Origin of the sequence: Sulfitobacter sp. PM12 (assembly GCF_045586035.1) — a bacterium.
In the GTDB taxonomy this organism is placed as follows: domain Bacteria; phylum Pseudomonadota; class Alphaproteobacteria; order Rhodobacterales; family Rhodobacteraceae; genus Sulfitobacter; species Sulfitobacter pontiacus.
Genome location: NZ_CP151529.1, coordinates 1,988,489 through 2,007,092 on the forward strand (window position 1 = coordinate 1,988,489; position 18,604 = coordinate 2,007,092).

The 18,604-nt window shown below is 61.4% G+C and carries 18 protein-coding genes; 8 read left to right on the top strand and 10 right to left on the bottom strand.

Translation table 11 applies throughout. The features are described 5' to 3' along the window. Nucleotides 1-25: 25 nt before the first annotated feature. The 3 genes from AADW22_RS09755 (at nt 26) to AADW22_RS09765 (ending at nt 2,678) form a co-directional block, all read left to right on the top strand. Nucleotides 26-1,195 (top strand): M20 aminoacylase family protein, encoded by a 1,170-nt coding sequence (locus tag AADW22_RS09755; protein WP_005853528.1) that lies wholly within the window; start codon nt 26-28, stop codon nt 1,193-1,195. Between the two features lies 1 nt (nt 1,196). After that, on the top strand, nt 1,197-2,174 hold the full coding sequence (speB, locus tag AADW22_RS09760; RefSeq protein ID WP_037944271.1) for an agmatinase: 978 nt from the start codon (nt 1,197-1,199) through the stop codon (nt 2,172-2,174). A gap of 72 nt (nt 2,175-2,246) precedes the next feature. Continuing rightward, the gene (locus AADW22_RS09765) at nt 2,247-2,678 is read left to right on the top strand and encodes a DUF1499 domain-containing protein (RefSeq protein ID WP_407473605.1); all 432 of its coding nucleotides are present in this window, start codon (nt 2,247-2,249) and stop codon (nt 2,676-2,678) included. On the opposite strand, the gene AADW22_RS09770 is transcribed toward AADW22_RS09765, so the two are convergent. After that, nucleotides 2,619-2,924, bottom strand: coding sequence for a hypothetical protein (locus AADW22_RS09770; RefSeq protein WP_037966313.1), 306 nt, complete (start codon nt 2,922-2,924; stop codon nt 2,619-2,621). The two genes, AADW22_RS09765 and AADW22_RS09770, sit on opposite strands and share 60 nt — an antisense overlap. Before the next feature lie 62 nt (nt 2,925-2,986). On the opposite strand from AADW22_RS09770, the gene prfA reads away from it, so the two are divergent. The 3 genes from prfA (at nt 2,987) to AADW22_RS09785 (ending at nt 5,763) form a co-directional block, all read left to right on the top strand. Continuing rightward, nucleotides 2,987-4,042 (top strand): peptide chain release factor 1, encoded by a 1,056-nt coding sequence (gene prfA / locus AADW22_RS09775; protein ID WP_005853534.1) that lies wholly within the window; start codon nt 2,987-2,989, stop codon nt 4,040-4,042. Then, nucleotides 4,039-4,881, top strand: coding sequence for a peptide chain release factor N(5)-glutamine methyltransferase (gene prmC / locus AADW22_RS09780; RefSeq protein ID WP_074634919.1), 843 nt, complete (start codon nt 4,039-4,041; stop codon nt 4,879-4,881). Before prfA ends, prmC begins: the two co-directional genes overlap by 4 nt. Before the next feature lie 216 nt (nt 4,882-5,097). Further along, nucleotides 5,098-5,763, top strand: a complete 666-nt coding sequence (locus AADW22_RS09785) for a DUF4167 domain-containing protein (protein WP_407473606.1) — start codon at nt 5,098-5,100, stop codon at nt 5,761-5,763. Between the two features lie 84 nt (nt 5,764-5,847). On the opposite strand, the gene rsmA is transcribed toward AADW22_RS09785, so the two are convergent. From rsmA to lptF, 6 genes are read right to left on the bottom strand one after another with little or no spacing between them, the layout of a single operon-like run. Next, nucleotides 5,848-6,690, bottom strand: coding sequence for a 16S rRNA (adenine(1518)-N(6)/adenine(1519)-N(6))-dimethyltransferase RsmA (gene rsmA, locus AADW22_RS09790; protein ID WP_064216525.1), 843 nt, complete (start codon nt 6,688-6,690; stop codon nt 5,848-5,850). A 40-nt stretch (nt 6,691-6,730) separates the two neighbouring features. Then, complete coding sequence (gene pdxA, locus AADW22_RS09795; protein WP_289083026.1) at nt 6,731-7,717, bottom strand: 4-hydroxythreonine-4-phosphate dehydrogenase PdxA; 987 nt, start codon at nt 7,715-7,717, stop codon at nt 6,731-6,733. Continuing rightward, entirely contained in the window at nt 7,714-8,931 is a 1,218-nt protein-coding gene (locus tag AADW22_RS09800) for a peptidylprolyl isomerase (protein WP_037944277.1), read from the bottom strand. Before AADW22_RS09800 ends, pdxA begins: the two co-directional genes overlap by 4 nt. Nucleotides 8,932-8,936: 5 nt before the next feature. Next, nucleotides 8,937-11,051, bottom strand: coding sequence for an LPS-assembly protein LptD (locus tag AADW22_RS09805; RefSeq protein ID WP_288960467.1), 2,115 nt, complete (start codon nt 11,049-11,051; stop codon nt 8,937-8,939). 1 nt (nt 11,052) lies between these two features. Beyond that, entirely contained in the window at nt 11,053-12,150 is a 1,098-nt protein-coding gene (gene lptG / locus AADW22_RS09810; RefSeq protein ID WP_407473607.1) for an LPS export ABC transporter permease LptG, read from the bottom strand. After that, nucleotides 12,147-13,277 carry an LPS export ABC transporter permease LptF gene (lptF, locus tag AADW22_RS09815; RefSeq protein WP_407473608.1) on the bottom strand — a complete coding sequence of 377 codons (1,131 nt, stop codon included), beginning with the start codon at nt 13,275-13,277 and terminating at the stop codon, nt 12,147-12,149. Before lptF ends, lptG begins: the two co-directional genes overlap by 4 nt. A gap of 139 nt (nt 13,278-13,416) precedes the next feature. Here lptF and AADW22_RS09820 point away from each other — a divergent pair, with 139 nt between their 5' ends. Both AADW22_RS09820 and AADW22_RS09825 read left to right on the top strand, forming a co-directional pair. Continuing rightward, a complete protein-coding gene (locus AADW22_RS09820) occupies nt 13,417-14,889 on the top strand; it encodes a leucyl aminopeptidase (RefSeq protein WP_407473609.1) in 1,473 nt (490 codons plus the stop codon). 5 nt (nt 14,890-14,894) lie between these two features. Next, nucleotides 14,895-15,353: a DNA polymerase III subunit chi gene (locus AADW22_RS09825; protein ID WP_407473610.1), complete on the top strand. Its 459-nt coding sequence runs from the start codon at nt 14,895-14,897 to the stop codon at nt 15,351-15,353. Nucleotides 15,354-15,370: 17 nt separating this feature from the next. Here AADW22_RS09825 and AADW22_RS09830 read toward each other — a convergent pair whose 3' ends face one another. Genes AADW22_RS09830 through AADW22_RS09840 form a run of 3 tightly spaced genes read right to left on the bottom strand, consistent with a single transcriptional unit; the run spans nt 15,371 to nt 18,558 of the window. After that, complete coding sequence (locus tag AADW22_RS09830; RefSeq protein WP_132996596.1) at nt 15,371-15,955, bottom strand: TIGR02281 family clan AA aspartic protease; 585 nt, start codon at nt 15,953-15,955, stop codon at nt 15,371-15,373. A gap of 51 nt (nt 15,956-16,006) precedes the next feature. Next, entirely contained in the window at nt 16,007-16,642 is a 636-nt protein-coding gene (locus tag AADW22_RS09835) for a MarC family protein (protein WP_009824621.1), read from the bottom strand. A gap of 53 nt (nt 16,643-16,695) precedes the next feature. After that, nucleotides 16,696-18,558, bottom strand: coding sequence for an ABC-F family ATP-binding cassette domain-containing protein (locus AADW22_RS09840; protein WP_407474591.1), 1,863 nt, complete (start codon nt 18,556-18,558; stop codon nt 16,696-16,698). Nucleotides 18,559-18,604 lie beyond the last annotated feature (46 nt).

The window sequence follows — 18,604 nt, forward strand, 5'->3', positions numbered from 1 at the left end:
CCAACATCCCCACAGGAGTCCAGTAATGCCCGTCGTGAACCGTATCGCGGATTATGCCCCCCAGATGACAGAATGGCGCAGATATCTGCACACGATCCCGGAACTGGGGAACGACTGCTTCAAGACCGCGGCTTTCGTGGCGGAACGTCTGCGGGACTTCGGCGTGGACGAGCTACACGAAGGTTTTGCCACCACGGGTATCGTCGCCATTATCAACGGTCAGGCCGAGGGGCCGACCATCGGGTTGCGCGCCGATATGGATGCGCTGCCGATCCCCGAGGAAACCGGGCTGGACTATGCCAGCACCCACGCAGGCAAGATGCACGCCTGCGGGCACGACGGGCATACAACGATGCTGCTGGGGGCGGCGAAATATCTGGCGGAAACGCGCAATTTCGCGGGCCGCGTGGCGCTGATCTTCCAACCCGCTGAAGAAACCGGCGGCGGGGCCGAGGTGATGGTCGAGGAAGGGATCCTTGATCGCTTCGACATCGGTCAGGTCTATGCGCTGCACAATGCGCCCGGCTTCGAGAAAGGGGGCTTTTACACATCCCCCGGCGCGATGATGGCCGCGGTCGATGAATTTCATATCCACATCAAGGGCTTGGGCGGTCATGGTGCCACACCGCATCTGACCCGCGATCCGGTCGTTGCCGCCTGTGGTATTGCGACAGCATTGCAAACCATCGTCAGCCGCAACCACTATGCACAGGATGATCTTGTCGTTTCGGTCACGCAGATCCACACGGGCACGACCGATAACGTGATCCCCGAAACGGCCTATATCAACGGCACGGTACGCAGCTTTGACAAAGAGGTGCAGGCCATGGTTATCCGCCGGATGGAGCAGATCGTCGCCGGACAGGCCGCCAGCTATGATGTCAGCGCGACACTTGAGTATGAAAAGGGCTATCCCGCCACGGTGAACACCCCGGAAGAGGCCGGATTTGCCGCCGCCGTTGCCACCGAGATTGCAGGCGAGGACCGCGTTATTGCCGATAATGGCCGCGAGATGGGGGCGGAGGATTTCAGTTATATGCTGGAAAAACGCCCCGGTGCCTATTTGTTCATCGGGCAGGGTGACACCGCAGGGCTGCACCACGCCGCCTACAACTTCGACGATGAGATCGCGCCCGTGGGTGCATCCTTTTTTGCCCGCATCGTCGAGCGGGCCCAACCATTAGGAGCCAAGTAACATGGGTTTGGAAGACGCGAAAAATCAGGTTGATCAAGCCTTTACACGCGATGATCTAAAAGGGCCGAGCTTCGAGAACGCCTTTGGCGGGGCCACGTCCTTTCTGCGGCGGCGCTATACCAAAGACCTGCGCGGCGTGGACATCGCCGTGACCGGCGTGCCCTTTGATCAGGCCGTAACCAACCGTACCGGCACCCGTCTGGGCCCGCGTGCGATCCGCGAAGCGTCTTCCTTGCAGCCCTACGATCCGCCTTATGGCTGGGATTTCGACGTGCTCAGCGAGTTTGCCATCGCCGACTATGGCGATCTGGCGTTCGACTATGGTCACACAAGCCAGTTTCCCGCCGCTTTAACAAGCCACATCAAAGGGATACTGGACGCAGGTGCAGCAAGTGTGACCCTGGGCGGAGACCACTACATCAGTTTCCCGATCCTCAAGGCCTATGCCGAAAAATACGGCCCTATCAGTCTGTTACAGTTCGATGCGCATTCGGATACATGGCCTGACGATGATATGGACCGGATCGACCACGGCACCATGTTCTACAAGGCGGTGAAATCGGGCATCGTTGATCCGAAAACCTCGGTTCAGGTGGGCATCCGCACGACCAACCCCGATACGCTTGGCGTGACAACCATCGACGCGCGCGAGGTCCACGAGAAGGGGCCACAGGCAGCCGTTGCCAAAATAAAACAGGTACTTGGCGACCGTCCTTGCTATCTTACATTCGATATCGATGCGCTTGATCCGGCCTTTGCGCCGGGCACAGGCACGCCGGTATGGGGCGGGCTCACGTCAGCACAGGCGGCGATCATGATGCGGGATCTTGCGGGGATCAACATCGTGGGCGGCGACATCGTTGAAGTCTCTCCGCCTTTTGACACGACCGGTGCGACAGCGATCGCCGGGGCCCATGTGGCGACCGAGATCCTGTGCTTGCTGGGGTGGAACATGCGGCAGACCAAAGCCCGCGCATAACCACCGGCGGTGCAGATTGCGACGGCAGGACGCTCCGCGGGGAGTTTATTTGGCAAAATGAAGGTAAAGATAATGATGGCATTTTTCTGGATCGCACTGGCGATTTTCGTCGCCTTGCAGGCGTACATCCGCCTTGCACCCGCCCCCGCGGCCCGCTGGGAATTGGGCGCGGTCGACAAGGCCCCCGGTGATTACCCGTCGGAGGGGGGCCTTATGGCCGTGCGCGAGGTTGAAGGCGACGGTACGGCGTTCTTGAACCGGTTTGAGGACGCGATGTTGTCGTTGCCCCGAACCCGGCGGATCGAAAGCACCGCAGGTCAGGCGCTTTATGTCACACGCTCGGGTTTCTGGGGCTTTCCCGATTACACCAGCGTCGCGGTCACCCCCGTTGACGGGGCGGATCAGAGCCGCGCGGTGGTCTATGGGCGGCTGCGCTTTGGCCGGTCAGATATGGGTGTGAACGCCAAGCGTTTGAAGCGGGTTCTGGCCCAAGCCGGGGTCTAGGCGCTGTGCGAGGCCGGGGCAGGCCTCGCCGATATCGCGCCACATGGGCACGTTCAGCGACATCTGGCATTGCGCGGCAAAGCGACGACCGTTGACGTCGAGGCAGATCGTTTGCCCCAGCTCGACCCGCTGGCCATTGCGGTCGGTGCAATAGCACTCCACCGTTTTGCGCCCCGAGGGCGCAGGGTCCGCCGCAAGCGACGGGGCAAGGCAGATCAGACTGAAAACCAGCGAAATGCGTTTCATAGGGGCATCATAGCACAGGCTGGGTCTTGACCATAGCCGCTTCATCGGCGACATCCAGCGGTATGATCCCCATGGACCGCCTTGCCCAAATCACCCAACGTTTCCAGTTTCTGGAGGCGTCGATGTCTGCTGGCTCTGACGGGGCGGATTTTGCCAAGCTGGCCAAGGAATACGCAGATCTGCGCCCCGTGGTCGAACAGATCGACGCCTATCGCCAGTTGCTCCAAGACATGGACGACGCCCGCGCCATGCTGAAAGACCCCGAGATGGCGGAGCTGGCCGAGGAAGAGCTGCCGCGCCTGAAGGCCGCCTTGCCACAAGCGGAGGCTGATTTGCAGTTGGCGCTGCTGCCGCGGGACGAGGCCGATAAAAAGCCCGCGATGCTTGAGATCCGCCCAGGCACCGGCGGGGATGAGGCAGCACTTTTCGCCGCTGATCTGCTGCGCATGTATCAACGCTATGCCGAGGCGCGGGGCTGGAAGGTCGAGCTGATCGAACAACAGTTCACCGAGCTTGGCGGCGTCAAAGAGGTCGTGGCCCATATCAAGGGCGAGAATGTATTTGCCCGTTTGAAATACGAATCCGGTGTGCACCGCGTGCAGCGTGTGCCCTCTACCGAAAGCGGCGGGCGTATCCATACCTCTGCCGCGACTGTCGCCGTTCTGCCAGAGGCAGAGGATGTGGATATTCACATCGACGCCAACGATCTGCGGATCGATACGATGCGCAGTTCAGGGGCGGGCGGGCAACACGTCAACACCACCGATTCTGCCGTGCGCATCACCCACCTGCCGACGGGGCTGGTGGTGACGTCTTCCGAGAAATCGCAGCACCGCAACCGCGAGATCGCGATGCAGGTGCTGAAAGCGCGGCTTTATGATATGGAGCGTCAGCGGGTGGACAGTGAACGGTCGGCCAGCCGTGCGGCGCAGGTGGGGTCGGGGGACCGGTCTGAACGGATCCGGACCTATAACTTCCCGCAAGGGCGCCTGACCGACCACCGGATCAACCTCACCCTCTACCGGCTTGAAGCCGTGATGCAGGGCGATCTGGACGAGATTGTCGATGCACTGACCGCGGATGCGCAGGCGCAGCTGCTGGCCGAGATGGGGCAGTGAGCGCGCCAACCGCCGCGCAAGCCATGGTCGCCGCCACAGCGCGATTGCGCGCAGCGGGCGTGCCTGACCCTGCACGGGATGCGCGGATTTTGCTGGCGCATGCGGCCTCGGTTGATGCGGCGCGGGTGACGTTGATCGCGCCCGAGGAAATCGCGCCGGATATTGCCGAACGGTATGAAAAGCTGATCGCCTTGCGGGCCGTGCGCGTGCCGGTCTCGCATCTGGTAGGGCAGCGGGCGTTCTACGGGCGCGACTTCAAGGTCAGCCGCGATGTTCTGGACCCGCGGCCCGAGACCGAATCCCTTATTGAACTGGCGCTGTCCGAGCCCTTTGAACGGGTGCTTGATCTGGGCACGGGATCGGGCTGTATTCTGGTGACGCTTCTGGCCGAACAGCAAGACGCACGCGGCGTGGGCCTTGATCTATCCGAAGCTGCCTGTCTGCAGGCCAGCGCCAATGCGGTGTTGCACGGGGTACAGGCACGCGCGGAGATCAAGCAATCGGATTGGTTCAGCGCGGCCGAGGGGCGGTTCGATCTGATCGTATCCAACCCGCCATATCTGGCACAAAGCGAGATGGCGGATGTCTCGCCCGAACTGCGCTTGCATGAACCCGAGATGGCATTGACCGACGGGCAGGACGGGTTGAGTGTGTACCGTATCATCGCGGCGCAGGCACAGGGATATCTGACGCCCACAGGCCGCGTTCTGGCCGAGATTGGCTGGCAACAGGGTGCCGATGTCAAAGCAATCTTTGAGGCAGCCGGTTGGGGCCGGGTGCGCATCTTGCCCGATCTGGGCGGGCGCGACCGTGTCCTTTGGGCCGATACGCCAGCATAAACACGCCAAAACTTGTCATTTCGCGGTGTTTTTCGCCAATTTCCACTTGCTCCAAATCATTTGCCGTGCTTATTCAAGGGTGTTGCAGCGGTGGATGCCTTTTGGGCGGTCCCGCGCGGCGTTAAGCCCAACAGAGCGTAAAGCTAGCTTTTCAGGGACGCGACTGCGTCCGGCAGCTTATTCCGAAGCCCAGCATAACAAGGCTGAACTGATTACATGAAATCTTCCAGATCACGGTCCCGGTCCAAGAATAATCGCAACCGTCAGCCGCAAGGTGGCAACGTCGTTAACCGCGTTTTCGACAGTTCTGGCCCCGAAGGCAAGGTCCGCGGCACGCCGCAGCAGATTATCGAGAAATACAACCAGTTGGCGCGTGACGCCCAGCTGAGCAACGACCGCGTGGCGGCAGAGAACTTCCAGCAGCACGCCGAACATTACCTGCGGATGCTGTCCGAAGCACAACGCGAGATTGACCAGCGTCGCGATCAGCAAGAACGCGAGAACCGCGAACGTCAGGCAGAGCGGGACCGCGAGCGGGTAGAGCGTCAGGAACGCGAAGCTGCCCAAGCCGGTCAGAACACTGCGGATCAACCTGCCACGGAAGCAGATACGGGCGACAAACCCGACGCGCCCCAGCAGGACAACGCCAAGGGCGATGCCCCCAAGCGCCGCCGCAGCCGCAGCAACAACCAGAATGATAATGCCCCTAAGTCGGATGGCGATGACGCGCAAGACGGCAGTGCGGCAGAGGACAATCTGGTGGACACGCCCGAGAACAAGCCCAAGCCCCGACGCGCGCCGCGCCGCAAACCTGCCCCCAAAGCAGAGACGAACGAACCGGCCAAGGACAACAGTGGCGACCAGCCCGAAGCGGCTGAGTAAACGCTTTGACATCGTAACAAAGGCCCCGCGATTGCGGGGCCTTTTGCGTTTCGGACGGTGAGTGTGTTGTGGTGACCTTAGCCGTTAGCCCTTGGCGATTTCGCGGGCCAGCGCGCAGAAGCCTTCCAGCGGCACCTGTTCGGCGCGCTCCGTCGGTTTCAATCCGGCCGCAAGCAAACGATCCTCGATATCCGGTGCGGTTCCTTTGAGGGCAGAGCGCAGCATTTTGCGCCGCTGATTAAACGCGGCCGCCACAACGCGGTTCAACACATCAGGATCCGCCGGAAAGCGGGGTTCGGGCAGGGCCGTCAGATGCACCACAGCGGAGGAGACTTTGGGCGGCGGGGTAAACGCCTCGGGTGGCAGGTTCAGCACGATACGCGCATCGGCCCGCCACTGTGCCAGCAGCGCCAGACGGCCATAGGCCTTGGAGCCGGGCTTGGCCACGATCCGCTCTGCCACTTCGCGCTGGAACATCAACGTCAGGCTTTGCCAGAAGGGTGGCCATTCCTGCGGCGTTAACCAACGCACCAACAGCTCTGTCCCCACGTTATAGGGCAGGTTCGCCGCGATACGGATCGGTGGGGTCAGATGGGCCAGCGGGTCGATTTCAAGGGCGTCGCCTTCGATCACCGTCAGACGGTCGGGATAGGCCTCGGCGATCTCGGCCAAAGCAGGCAGGCAGCGTTTGTCTTTCTCGATCGCCAGCACGCGGCGCGCGCCTTCGGACAGCAACCCGCGCGTCAACCCCCCGGGGCCCGGCCCGATTTCAAGCACATCACATTCGGTCATATCGCCCGCTTGTCGCGCGATCTTGGCTGTGAGGTTCAGGTCGAGCAGAAAGTTCTGGCCCAGCGATTTGCGCGCCTTCAGGTCATGGGTATTGATCACCTCGCGCAGGGGCGGCAGGTTGTCGATTGTGCTCATTCTTGGACCTGTGAAACAGAAGGGTTCTGGGGGCGCGGGGTCATGATTGCGCCATGCGATAGGCCATGCGCAGGGCCTCGACCATGCTGGTGGGGTTGGCAATGCCCTGACCCGCGATGTCAAAGGCGGTGCCGTGATCGGGCGAGGTGCGGATGAACGGCAGACCGAGCGTCACATTGACGCCGCGGTCGAAATCCAGCGTCTTGATCGGGATCAGCGCCTGATCGTGATACATGGCAATCGCCGCGTCATAGCGCGCCCGTGCGGCGGCGTGGAACATCGTATCGGCAGGGTGCGGGCCGCTCAGGTCATAGCCTTCGCTCTGCATCCGGGTGACCAGCGCCGTCATCCAATCTGCTTCCTGACGGCCCATTGTACCGCCTTCGCCCGCATGGGGGTTCAGACCTGCGATGGCTATTCTAGGTGCCTTGATCCCGAATTGAGAGCGAAGCCCCGCCGCCGTAATCTCTATCACGCGGCGCAGATGGGCGGGGGTCAGCACATTGGGGACCTGATCCAGCGCGATATGGATTGTGGCCGGCACCACCCGCAGTTGGTCAGAGGCAAGCATCATCACCACATCGCTTCCGCCCGCCAGCGCGGCAAGGTATTCGGTGTGGCCCGGATAGGCAAAACCGGCCCCGTCCTTCAGCGCCTTTTTGTGAATGGGCGCGGTGGTCAGCGCAGATGCGGCCCCGCTGCGCACAAGGTCAACTCCGCGTGCGATCACGTCGATCACTCCCTGCGCATTGGCGGGGTCAGGCTTGCCCGCAACGGCACCGGCGGCAAAGTCGTGGCGCAGCACGGGCAACGCATCACTGCCCGCGGCAAGCGCGTCCGACGGGCTGTCAATAATGCAATGGGGAATGTCTTGGGGCAGGTGGCGCGGATCACCGATCCAGGCGAGCGGCACTTCACCTGCCAGCATCGCCCAGGCCCGTGCGGCGACCTCTGGCCCGATGCCAGAGGGTTCGCCGCAAGAGATCACAACCGGCTTGTCGGCCAAGCCCGTCTTGGCTTGGGTCATTTGCGAACGATGCGCGCGTCGGCCCGCAATTGCTCCAGCAGCTGTTCGGCATAGCCGGTCAGCCGTTCCTGGCGCAGCGCGTTGGTCACATCCTCGCGCGAGGCGGAGGCATTGGCGGCGGCGGTACGCCCACACATCATCAGCAGCATCAGCGTCTGACCATTGGCACGGGTCAGCGTGGTCGAAACCTCGCCCGTGTCGAGCTTGGACAGTTCAATCGCCACGTCCTGCGGGATGTCCGAAGGGGCTTTTTTCACACGCTCCAACACTTCGGCGGGCTGGCCTTTGGCGATGCCGTAAAGGTCATCGCAGGTATCGATGCGGCCACGGATCTGCGCCGCCTGAGCCAGCGCGGGTTCTGTGCGGCCACCGGGGATGTAATAGGCTGCGTATTCAATCTCGGCATAGGTCGGCGCGGCGACGCTGGTTTCCTCGATGTCGCGCAGTTGGAACAGCGCCACGGCGTTGGGGATCGGCAACGGGTCGGTAACTTCGCCCGGGGCGAGGTTCAGGATCAGCGGCTGCAGGCTTGGCGGCAGGTCCGTCAGGTTCTGCCACGGCAGCCGACCGCCACGCCCGCGCGAGGCGGTCGCGGAATAGCGGCTGGCGTAGTTCGAAAACTCTGCCGTTGATTTGGATTGCGAGATTTGTTCGGCCAGCGCGTTCACCCGTGCGGCTTGCTGGGGCGGGGCGGGAATGATGATCTCGGACACGAGAACGCGCACACCGCTACCTTGTGTTTCGCCCAAAGCGCGGTTGATTTCAGCGTCGGTGATCTGCACGCGGCTGGCATAGCGGGCACGCACCAGTTCGCGCCACCCGACCGAGTTTACAACGAAATCGCGAAACGTCTCGCGCGAGACGCCGGATTGACCAAGGGCCTGGGTGAATTCTTCGGTGCTCAGATCCGCGCGCGAGGCGAATTCGGCAAGGCTGTCTTCGATGCCCTGCGGCGTCAGTTCGATACCCGCTTCGGCCACGGCCTCGTTACGCAGGCGTTCATCGATCAGCGAGGTCAGCGCGCCTTCGCGGGTTGCCCCCGGTGCATTCAACACCTCAAGAAAGCGCTGGCGCTGCTGGACTTCGAATTCGGTTACAACGGATTCATTCACCTTGGCGACGGGCGCAAAGAGGTTCTGCGCCGAAACGGGGGCGGCGGTCATCAGCCCCAGCCCAAGGACGGCGATGCTTCGTGTCAGACGGTTCAGGTTCATCTTACTTATTTCCCACATGATCGCTCATATCTTTCTGTTCCGTTGGAGGCCGAGAAGCCCCGCAGGCCGATGTTAAACCCGATATCGGTAGAGGGCTCAACACTTGTTGAGGAGGTATAGCGGCGGCGCACCGAAAGGTCGACGCTCACACATTCATTATTGTAGGTCAGGCCAAGCCCCGCCGTCGCCGCTGTGCTGTTTTGCACGTCATAGCGCACATCAGCGCTGGCGGACCATTGCTTGTTGATGTCGTAGCTGCCGTCAAGCGACACCTCGGAAATCGCTTCGGTCCGGTCTTCGGCAGTATCCGCCTCAAGCCAGACATAGGTGCCTTCGACGGTGGTTTTGCCAAAGCTCCACCCGCCGCGCAGTTCCGCCTTGGAGATGTCGAAATCGGAGTCGACCAAGGTCCGCGCGGTCAGCGAAAGGCCGGCGTTATTCTTGATCTGCCCCGCCAGCAGCACATCAGAGCGCACGCCAGACAGGCCGGACGTATCGGTAAAGGCAGGGTCGCTGATGCTGCGGAACACCTGACCGACCGCGACATAGGTGTCCCAGCCATTGGGGTCAAAGCGCGACCAGTTCACCGCCACTGCCGCGGTTGTGCCGCGTTCGCGCCGGTCGGGGCGCGGAAAGCGCGAGAGCGACAGGATGTTGCCCTGATCGAATTCCACGCGCGTGCTTTCCTCGTTCGGAATGTCGAGCCGGCTGCCATCGGTCCACCCCAGTTGCACCACAGGCGTCAGCACCTGCGACGCACCACCAGCCTCGCGGCGCGCCATCGGGTAGCTTAGACCAACCGCTGCGAAAGGCGCGATGTCGCTATGGTTCTGCGCAAAGGTATCGTCTTGGGTGATGTCGAAGAAATTGAACGTCGTGCCGACCTGCGCATCGGTGACCAAGCCGGAGCGATGGGTGAAGCGACGCAGATATTTAAGCGACCCGTTGATCCGCGATACATCGCGGCCAATCACATCCACATCAGAAGATCGCCAATGGCTATGCGCCTCCAGCCCGAACCGCAGCTCGCCCCCCCATGCCTTGGGGAAAAAGCGCCGTTCGAATTCGCCGTCGATCACGACTGTGGGCAGGGTGCTGTTCAACTCTCCGGGACGCAGGGTTTCAAAATTGTAAAGGCTGGTACGCACAAAGCTGTCACGTCGCGCGCGTGAAAGTGTGAGGTCACTGCGCAAACGGTCCTCGTCCGAATAGCCGTATTCGGTAAAGTAAGAGCTGTCGCTGACGGCCTCGATCGTGAAGCTCAGCTTGTAGCCGCGCTCAAGCTCGAAGCTGCCTTCACCGAACAGATAGCCGCGGGTCTCATCTGGCAGCTGGTCATCGCGGGTATAGGCCCCGTCAAACTCGATATCACCATTGGTGAACGCCTGCCGATAGCGGAATTCAAGCGTGCGGGTCGAGGACGACAAATAGGGCGTCAGGGTCAGGTCGCGGCTTTCGCCCAAGGTGATGAAATAAGGCAGCTTAAGCCCCGTGCCCAACAGCGAAGTTGTGCGAATGGATGGGGCCAAAAACCCGTCCGCGCGGTCCAGCGTCGGGTCGGGCAGCCGCAAACGGGGCAGGTAGAACACCGGCACCGACCGGATGTGAAAAGTCGCATCATCGAAATACAGTTGCTGCGCCTCGGTATCATGCACCACGCGGCGCGCGCGGATCTGCCAGAGGGGCAGCTCGCCGTCATTGCAGGTTTTGCATGAGGTCACGGCGGTCTTGTACAGCTGGCTATAGCGCCCCTCGACACGGTCGATCTGGACGGCGGCCATCTGCACCTGCTGGTTCAACACCATACGTGCGCCGCGCAGCAGACCGTTCTGCAACCCCTGATCCAGCTCTGCCGCATCCGCGAGAATGACGGTGCCATCACCATCGTTCAGCACAATCGGTCCTTCAATCACCAAGGCACCGGTTTCATCATTATAGCGGATCGCAGAGGCACGGATGCGGGTCGTGCCCTGAAACGCCTCTACGTTACCTTGGGCGACCAGTTCCCGGTCACGGGTGATGAACAGGTCATCGGCCACCAGAACGGCAGGACGTTCGCTGTCTTGCGCGGCAGCGGGCAGACCAAGGGCGACGAGAAGGGTCAGGAGCAAACGGCGCATGTCAGCCATCCTCTGAATGAAGTAGAAGACCAAGCGCCAGAAGAATGGACGCGACAGGCGGAGCCCAAGCCGCAAGAAGAACCGGAATCTGCCCGTTCTCCCCCAGAATTTGCGCAAAACTGCGAATAAAATACAAGCCGAACCCCATCAGAACAGAGGCCAGCACCGCGACGCCCGTGCCTCCGAACCTCGTATGGCGCATGGTAAACGCGCTCGCAACCAGAACCATCGCAACCAGAAAGAACGGGCGCGCCAGTTCGGTCTGCAGCCAGACCTTGTGGCGACGCGGGCTGAAGCCTGCCAGTTCAAGCTGCTTGATGTAATCAGGCAGATCATAGATCGAGACGGCTCCCGGATCGGTGATGCTGTCGCGGATACGGTCGAGCGTCAGGGTCGAGGGCAGGGTGAGCGTGTCAAATGTCTCTGCCGCGCCTTCGGCGTTCACCCCCACTTCAAGCGGCCATGACTTCGCATCGGTTAGCGTCCAGATGCCATCTTCCAGCGCGGCGCTGTCCGCTTCGATCCGCCGTGCGGGACCGCCCTCGGGCGCGTAGCTGAGGAATGTGACATCATAAAGCACCGAGGCGTCCTTGTTTGACCGCCATGCGCGGATCACGGTCTGCCCCTCGTCGCTGCCTTGGCGCAGCCACAGCCCTTCGTCGCTGACCGACAGGACAGAGGTCCCGCCCGCGCGAATGCTGTCGGTCAACTGGATGTAACGTTTGGCGGTCGCCGCAACGATGGGGTTCAACATGCCCACAGCCATCACGCCAATGATGAACGCCACCCAGATCGGGGCCTGCAACGCGCTAAGCGCTGACCGGCCGGCGGCACGGGTCACCACCAGTTCTGACGAGCGTGCCAGCGACAAAAACAACACCACGGTCGCAAGGATCATGATCAGCGGCAGGATCAGGTTCATGGTTTCAGGCGTGTTTAACAACGTCATCCCGAAGAGCCGCAGCCAGCCGATATCGTAGCTGCTGAACCGACGCGCCTGATCGACCATATCCACCAACACGAGCAGAGAGAACAGCACAGCGGAAATGAGGATAAACCCCATAATAAAGCGGCGCGCGAAATAGAGATGCAGGATCATGCGACGCCCCTTTGCTTGCCCATCCGTTTGGTCCAGCCCGGATGGGCCGTTTGCCAGATCATCCCGATCACAATCACAGCGCCAATCAGGCTGGGCAGGAACAGCAGCGGCCAGCGGCTGGCATCGTCGCGCACCGTTTCGACCAAAGTGCCGCGCAGCCCGTCAATCGCGATGAGCAGACCAAAGGCGATCACGATCTCGCGCCAGACTCCGAAGCGCGAAAACCCTCCGAGCACCAGCGTCGCATAGCCGATCATCGCAGCGATCATGCAAAAGGCTGCCGAGGCAAAGCGCGCCGTCAGCTCTTCTGCGATCTCGCCCGCGCTGGATTTGGTGATCGTCTCAAGCTGGTCCCACTGGGCAAACATCTCTGCCGTGGTCATGGCGTCGATGGATTGGATGCGGGGTTTGTCGCTGCTGACCAAGGACGAGATATCGAACGAGAAATCGCGGAACTTGGCGGTCGACAGGCGCTTGCCGGCCATCTCAAGTCGTTGCGCCATGCCATCGACCATGATCAGCGTCGTACCATCGCCATTGCGGATCAGATAGGCTTCGGACGCGGTATAGATCACGCCCTCGTCGGGGTTGCGCCGGTCCGAGAGAAACACATCGCGCAACACCCCGTCGGCGTCGATCACGCGGGTATAGAATGTAACCTTGGAGGTCGGGTGCAGGAATGTGCCTTCGGTCAGCAGCCGTGCGGTGACATTCTGCGAAATCTCGGCCTCGCGTTCAGACAGCTGTCCGTTGGACAGGGGCAAAAGCAGATGGGTCAGCACCGACATCATGATCGCGACGCATAGGCCATAGACGAACACGGGCCGCGCCAGACGCCAAGGGCTGGTGCCCGTCGCCTGCAGCACCGTCAGCTCGGATTCGCTGGTCATCCGGTTGATCACATAGACCGACCCCGCAAAGGTCGCGATCGGCAGGACAGTGGTGATCAGCTTGGGCAGCCCCAGCACGGTAAATTCCAGAAACACCAGCGCCGTCTGGCCGTCGCCAATCAGCCGGTCAAACAGCACCACGGCGCGGTTGATCCAGAAAATCGCCACCAGGATCAACGCGAAGAAACTGAACAAAATCAGGAACTGGGACAACATATAGCGGTCGAACTTGGCCAATCTGCATCCCTTGGGTATCAACACGGGTGAACTTTCGCCCGACGATAAAGTAAATTTCCGCCCACGAAAACTGCTATCTGGCCTTAACGGCGCACGCAGGATACGTCTAAGCGAAATTCAGACAAAAGGGGTTCACCTGATGACCGCATTGACGCCAATGACATTTACCGAAACCGATATTGACCAGATCGCAGGCCACACGGGCCGTGTGGCTGTGACTGTGGGCGCGGATGGCAAGCTCAACCCCTCCGCGCGGCGCATCAACAAGCTGACCAAAGGCGCGCTGGAACGTCTGGTGGCCAGCGACAGCTTCACGAAATTGTCAGCGGGCGATGCGGTCAGCCTCGGGTTTCCCACCGGCATGGCGGCCGAGGCCGTGGATGTGGTGCAATTGGCGAATAACGCCGATCAGGAAGCCCTGCGCGCAGCCGGTGCGGCGCTTGCGAAACGGCGCGGCGATGCGGATCTGCTGGTGTTGACGGGCGGTTTGCGCAAAGCGGCCGAGCTTTGCTTTGGACTGGCCATGCGCGACTACACGTTCGAGGATCGCAAAAGCAACGGCAAGCCACGCAAGGGGCAGGTCGTGATCATGAATTCCAAACCCGAAGAGGTCGAAGCCGCTGCCGCGCCCCTGCTGGCGATCGCCGACGGCGCCTTTATGACCCGCGACCTGACGAACGAACCCGCGAATATCCTGACCACCACCGAATTCGCCGACCGTCTGGCCGAGATGGAGTCAATCGGCCTTGAGGTCGAAGTGCTGGACGAAGCCAAGCTGGAAGAGCTGGGGATGCGCACCTTGCTCAGCGTCGGGCAGGGGTCGGCCAGCCCGTCCTACGTCGTGGTGATGAAATGGAACGGCGGCGAGAAAGACGCGGCCCCGCTGGCGTTGGTCGGCAAGGGCGTGGTGTTCGACACCGGCGGCATCAGCCTGAAACCGGGCGCGGGCATGGAAGACATGACCATGGATATGGGCGGCGCGGGCGTTGTCTCGGGCGTGATGCGCAGCCTTGTCCTGCGTAAGGCCAAGGCTAATGTCGTCGGGCTGGTCGGGATCGTAGAGAACATGCCATCCAGCACGGCAACCCGCCCCGGGGACGTAATCAAGACGATGAAGGGCGACACGGTCGAGGTGATCAATACCGACGCCGAAGGCCGTTTGGTGCTTTGTGATGTGCTTTGGTACGCGCAAGAACGGTTCAACCCCGCGGGCGTGATCGATTTGGCCACGCTGACCGGCGCGATTATCATCGGCCTGGGTCATGACAATGCGGGCGTTTTCTCGAACGACGATACGCTGTGCAACGCCTTCCTCAAGGCCGCGCAAACCGAGGGTGAAGGCGCGTGGCGGATGCCCTTGGGCGCGGGTTATGACAAGCTGCTGAAAAGCCGCATCGCCGACATGAAAAACATCGGCGGGCGGCCTGCCGGGTCGATCACGGCGGCGCAATTCCTGCAACGGTTCATCAAGGACGGCACGCCGTGGATTCACCTTGATATCGCCGGTGTGGCCTCCGTCAAATCCGAGACAGCGCTGGCGCCCGTCGGGGCCACGGGCTGGGGCGTTGCCGCGTTGAACCGATTGATTTCAAACCTCTACGAGACAGAGTAAACCTGATGGGTGCCGCGTATTTCTACCATCTGACCCAGCGACCGCTGGTCGAAACGCTGACGATGCTTTTGGGCAAGGCCCAAGACGCGGGCTGGCGTGTGGCGGTACGCGGCACCGATCAATCCTTGCTGGAACAGCTTGACGTCGCCCTGTGGCGCGGGCCCGAGGATGGCTTTCTGCCCCATGGACTGGCCGGTGGCCCCCATGATGCCGAACAGCCGGTGTTGCTGACCACGGACACCCACGCGCCGAATAACGCAAGCTGCGTGTTCTCGATCCATGGCGCGGCTGTGTCGGCACAGGAAGTCGCGGCGCTGGATCGGGTGTGCATCCTGTTCGATGGGCTGGACGACCACGCCTTGAACGTCGCTCGGGACCAGTGGAAATCGCTGAAAGCCGCAGGAGCCTCCGCGCAATACTGGTCCGAGGAATCGGGCCGATGGGAGAAAAAGGCAGAGACCTGAGGGCGTTACGCCGCGCTTTAACGGGTGAGGATCAACTCTCCGTTGGTGATCTCGATCCGACCCCAGCGTTGCAGATAGCCCATCCCCAGCAAGGATTGCCGCATCTCGCCTTCGTTCACGACCGCGGGCACATCGGTATCGCGCACCCCGCCCAGTTCAACCTCGTCCAGCCGCACATAGGCAGTGCGCACTTCGCCATTGGCAGTGCTGGCACGGCCCAGATAGTTCAGGTTGTCTGGCGAAAGCCCTGCGGCTTCGGCATCGGCGCGGGTCAGCACCATATCTGTCGCACCGGTGTCCACCACAAAGCGGAGCGGCGTGCCGTTGATCGTCGCCGTCAGATAATAATGCCCGTCGCGGGCGCGTGGCAGGGTGACGCTGCCGGTGCTGGCCTCATAGGCTTGGCGCGGGATGTCGCCTTGCCGGTTGATATCCTCCCACAGGCCGTAGCCCGCGGCGACTCCGGTAAAGATCATGGCCCAGACCGCGACCTGTTGCAGCGTCTTGTTCCAGCCCTGACGGCTTTGCATGAAGAACCAGCCCGCGACCATCGCCATGAGCACGATCAGATAGATCAAACGTCCTGTTTCAATGTCCGGCATCGTATATCCTTTGGCAATCTTCCAAAGATATGGGGGCAGGGTGCGAAAAAGTCAGCCCGGACCCGGCCCGAAACCAAAGGCGCTGAGCCCGTCGAGGACGAATTGCACCGACAGCGCGGCAAGCAGCATACCCAAAAGCCGCGTGATCACATTGATCCCGACCTTGCCCAAAGCGTTTTCAAGATAGCCGCTGGCCTGCATCGTGATGCCCATGATGATCAGGACGGCGAAAGTGATCGCGACGACGGTCACCAGCCCTTCAAGACCCGGTTTCTCGCCCGTCAGCAGGATCACCGACGCGATAGAGCCGGGGCCCGCGATCAAGGGAATGGCCAGCGGAAATACCGATGGGTCGTCGTGATCGTCATCCGCCTCGGCATGGCCCTCGCGGCGTTTCGTGCGGCGGTCGAACAACATATCAAGCGCGGTCAGAAACAGCAGCACGCCCCCCGCGACACGGAAGGCGGGCATGGAGATCCCGATAAAGCCAAGCACAGCTTCGCCAAAGGCAGCAAAGACCAGCAGCAGCAGCCCCGCGATGACCACCGACCGCCAAGCAATCAACCGGCGCTGGCGGGGGGTCATACCGGGGGTCAGGGCCAGAAACATCGGGCCGATCGCAAAGGGGTCAATGATCACGATCATCGTCGCGAACGCGGTGATCATGAATGCCAGATCAAGTGCCATCATAAAACGTCACCGGGGCCAGCCCCGTCCTTATCCCTTGCGCCGCGCTGGCATTACGCCGACGCGGTTTCCAGTTTTTCCAACGCGCCCATCCAGATCGCTTCCGCCCGTTCAAGCGCGGCCATGACTTCGGCGTATTTCTTGTTCCAGACCTCAAGTTCGCCGACTTTGTCCTTTTCGTAAAGGGCAGGGTCCGCGAGCTTTTTCGCAAGCTTGTCGCGCATGTCGTTGATCTTGGTCACCCGCGCCTCGGCCGTGCGCACTTCGGCGCGCAGGGCAAGGATGTCTTCGCGGTTGGCGCGTTTGGGTTTTGGCGCTTCCTTGACCGGTTTGGGGTTTTTGCTGACGGGCTTTTCCACGGTCAACAGCATCTTGCGATAGGCTTCGAGGTCATCCTCATAGGGCTTGACCGTGCCGTTCGACACCAGCCACAGACGGTCCGCGACCATTGACAAAAGGTGCATATCGTGGCTGACAAGGATAACAGCACCGGAATAGCGCGTCAACGCCTCGACCAGCGCTTCGCGCGATTCGATATCAAGGTGGTTGGTCGGCTCATCGAGGATCAGCAGATGCGGTGCGTCCAATGTGGCGAGCAGCAGCGACAGACGCGCCTTTTGTCCCCCCGACAAACGCCCCACTTCGGTATCGGCCTGATCCGGCCCCAGACCGAACCCCGCCAGCTGTGCGCGCAGCTTGGATTGCATCACACCGGGGCGCGCGCTGATCATATGCTGCAGCGGCGTTTCATGGACGATCAATTCATCCACCTGATGCTGTGCAAAGAACCCGATGCGCAGCTTGCTGGAGTTGATTGCCTTGCCCTCGAACAACACCAAACGGTTGGAGAGCAGCTTTGACAGGGTAGATTTACCCTGACCGTTTTTGCCCAACAGCGCGATGCGGTCGTCTTGGTCGATCCGCAGGTTCAGGCGCGACAGGACGGGCTGGCCCTCGGTATAGCCGGTCGATCCGCCTTCGATGCTGATGATGGGCGGCGAAAGCTCATCGGGCTGCGGGAAGGTAAAGACCTTGCGCGCGGCTTCTTCCGGCGGCGTGATTGTCACCATCTTCTCGATGGCCTTCATCCGCGACTGCGCCTGTTTCGCCTTGGAGGCCTTGGCCTTGAAACGGTCCACAAAGGCCTGCATATGCGCCTTATGCGCTTGCTGCTTTTTCGCCTGCGCTGTCAGCTGCGCGCGCTTTTCGGCCCGCATTTTCGCGAATTGGTCATAATTACCCTGATAATACGTGAGCTTACGGTCTTCGAGGTGCAGGATACCACCGACGGCACGGTTCAACAGACCACGGTCGTGGCTGATGATGATCACCGTATGCGGGTATTTCGACAGGTAGTTTTCCAGCCACAACGCGCCTTCAAGGTCGAGGTAGTTGGTCGGTTCGTCCAACAGCAGCAAATCCGGCTGCGCGAACAGAACGCCCGCCAGCGCCACGCGCATCCGCCACCCGCCCGAATAGGCCGAACAGGGCTGCTGCTGATCATGGTCGTCAAAGCCGAGCCCCTTGAGGATCGCGGCGGCACGGCCTTCGGCGGACCAGGCGTCGATATCGGCAAGGCGGGTCTGCACCTCGGCGATGCGCGCGGGATCATCCGTTGTCTCTGCCTCGTACATCAAGGCGGCGCGTTCGACATCGGCGGCCAGCACCGTATCGATCAGCGACACGTCAGAGGACGGGACCTCTTGGGCGATGCCCCCGATCTTGGCGCGCGAGGGCAGGCTTATGTCGCCCGCGTCCAGCGACAGCTCCCCGCGAATGATTTTGAACAGCGTGGTTTTACCCGCACCGTTTTGCCCGACCAGACCCACTTTGTGGCCTTCGGGGATGACCGCGCTGGCTTCCTCGAACAAGGGACGGCCTTCGACGGAATAGTTGATTTCTGAAATGCTTAACATGGACGCGGTGTGAACCATGTCTGGCCCCGCGTCAATCGCGGCTTTT

Bases quoted from the DNA above. Each gene is read 5' to 3' on its own strand.
- lptG (WP_407473607.1), bottom strand. From the start codon at position 12,150: ATGATCCTGCATCTCTATTTCGCGCGCCGCTTTATTATGGGGTTTATC.
- AADW22_RS09820 (WP_407473609.1), top strand. From the start codon at position 13,417: ATGACCGCATTGACGCCAATGACATTTACCGAAACCGATATTGACCAG.
- AADW22_RS09835 (WP_009824621.1), bottom strand. From the start codon at position 16,642: ATGGCACTTGATCTGGCATTCATGATCACCGCGTTCGCGACGATGATC.
- AADW22_RS09840 (WP_407474591.1), bottom strand. From the start codon at position 18,558: ATGTTAAGCATTTCAGAAATCAACTATTCCGTCGAAGGCCGTCCCTTG.
- pdxA (WP_289083026.1), bottom strand. From the start codon at position 7,717: ATGACCCAAGCCAAGACGGGCTTGGCCGACAAGCCGGTTGTGATCTCT.
- AADW22_RS09770 (WP_037966313.1), bottom strand. From the start codon at position 2,924: ATGAAACGCATTTCGCTGGTTTTCAGTCTGATCTGCCTTGCCCCGTCG.
- AADW22_RS09765 (WP_407473605.1), top strand. From the start codon at position 2,247: ATGATGGCATTTTTCTGGATCGCACTGGCGATTTTCGTCGCCTTGCAG.
- AADW22_RS09785 (WP_407473606.1), top strand. From the start codon at position 5,098: ATGAAATCTTCCAGATCACGGTCCCGGTCCAAGAATAATCGCAACCGT.
- AADW22_RS09755 (WP_005853528.1), top strand. From the start codon at position 26: ATGCCCGTCGTGAACCGTATCGCGGATTATGCCCCCCAGATGACAGAA.
- AADW22_RS09830 (WP_132996596.1), bottom strand. From the start codon at position 15,955: ATGCCGGACATTGAAACAGGACGTTTGATCTATCTGATCGTGCTCATG.
- prfA (WP_005853534.1), top strand. From the start codon at position 2,987: ATGATCCCCATGGACCGCCTTGCCCAAATCACCCAACGTTTCCAGTTT.
- speB (WP_037944271.1), top strand. From the start codon at position 1,197: ATGGGTTTGGAAGACGCGAAAAATCAGGTTGATCAAGCCTTTACACGC.
- AADW22_RS09825 (WP_407473610.1), top strand. From the start codon at position 14,895: ATGGGTGCCGCGTATTTCTACCATCTGACCCAGCGACCGCTGGTCGAA.
- AADW22_RS09805 (WP_288960467.1), bottom strand. From the start codon at position 11,051: ATGCGCCGTTTGCTCCTGACCCTTCTCGTCGCCCTTGGTCTGCCCGCT.
- AADW22_RS09800 (WP_037944277.1), bottom strand. From the start codon at position 8,931: ATGAACCTGAACCGTCTGACACGAAGCATCGCCGTCCTTGGGCTGGGG.
- rsmA (WP_064216525.1), bottom strand. From the start codon at position 6,690: ATGAGCACAATCGACAACCTGCCGCCCCTGCGCGAGGTGATCAATACC.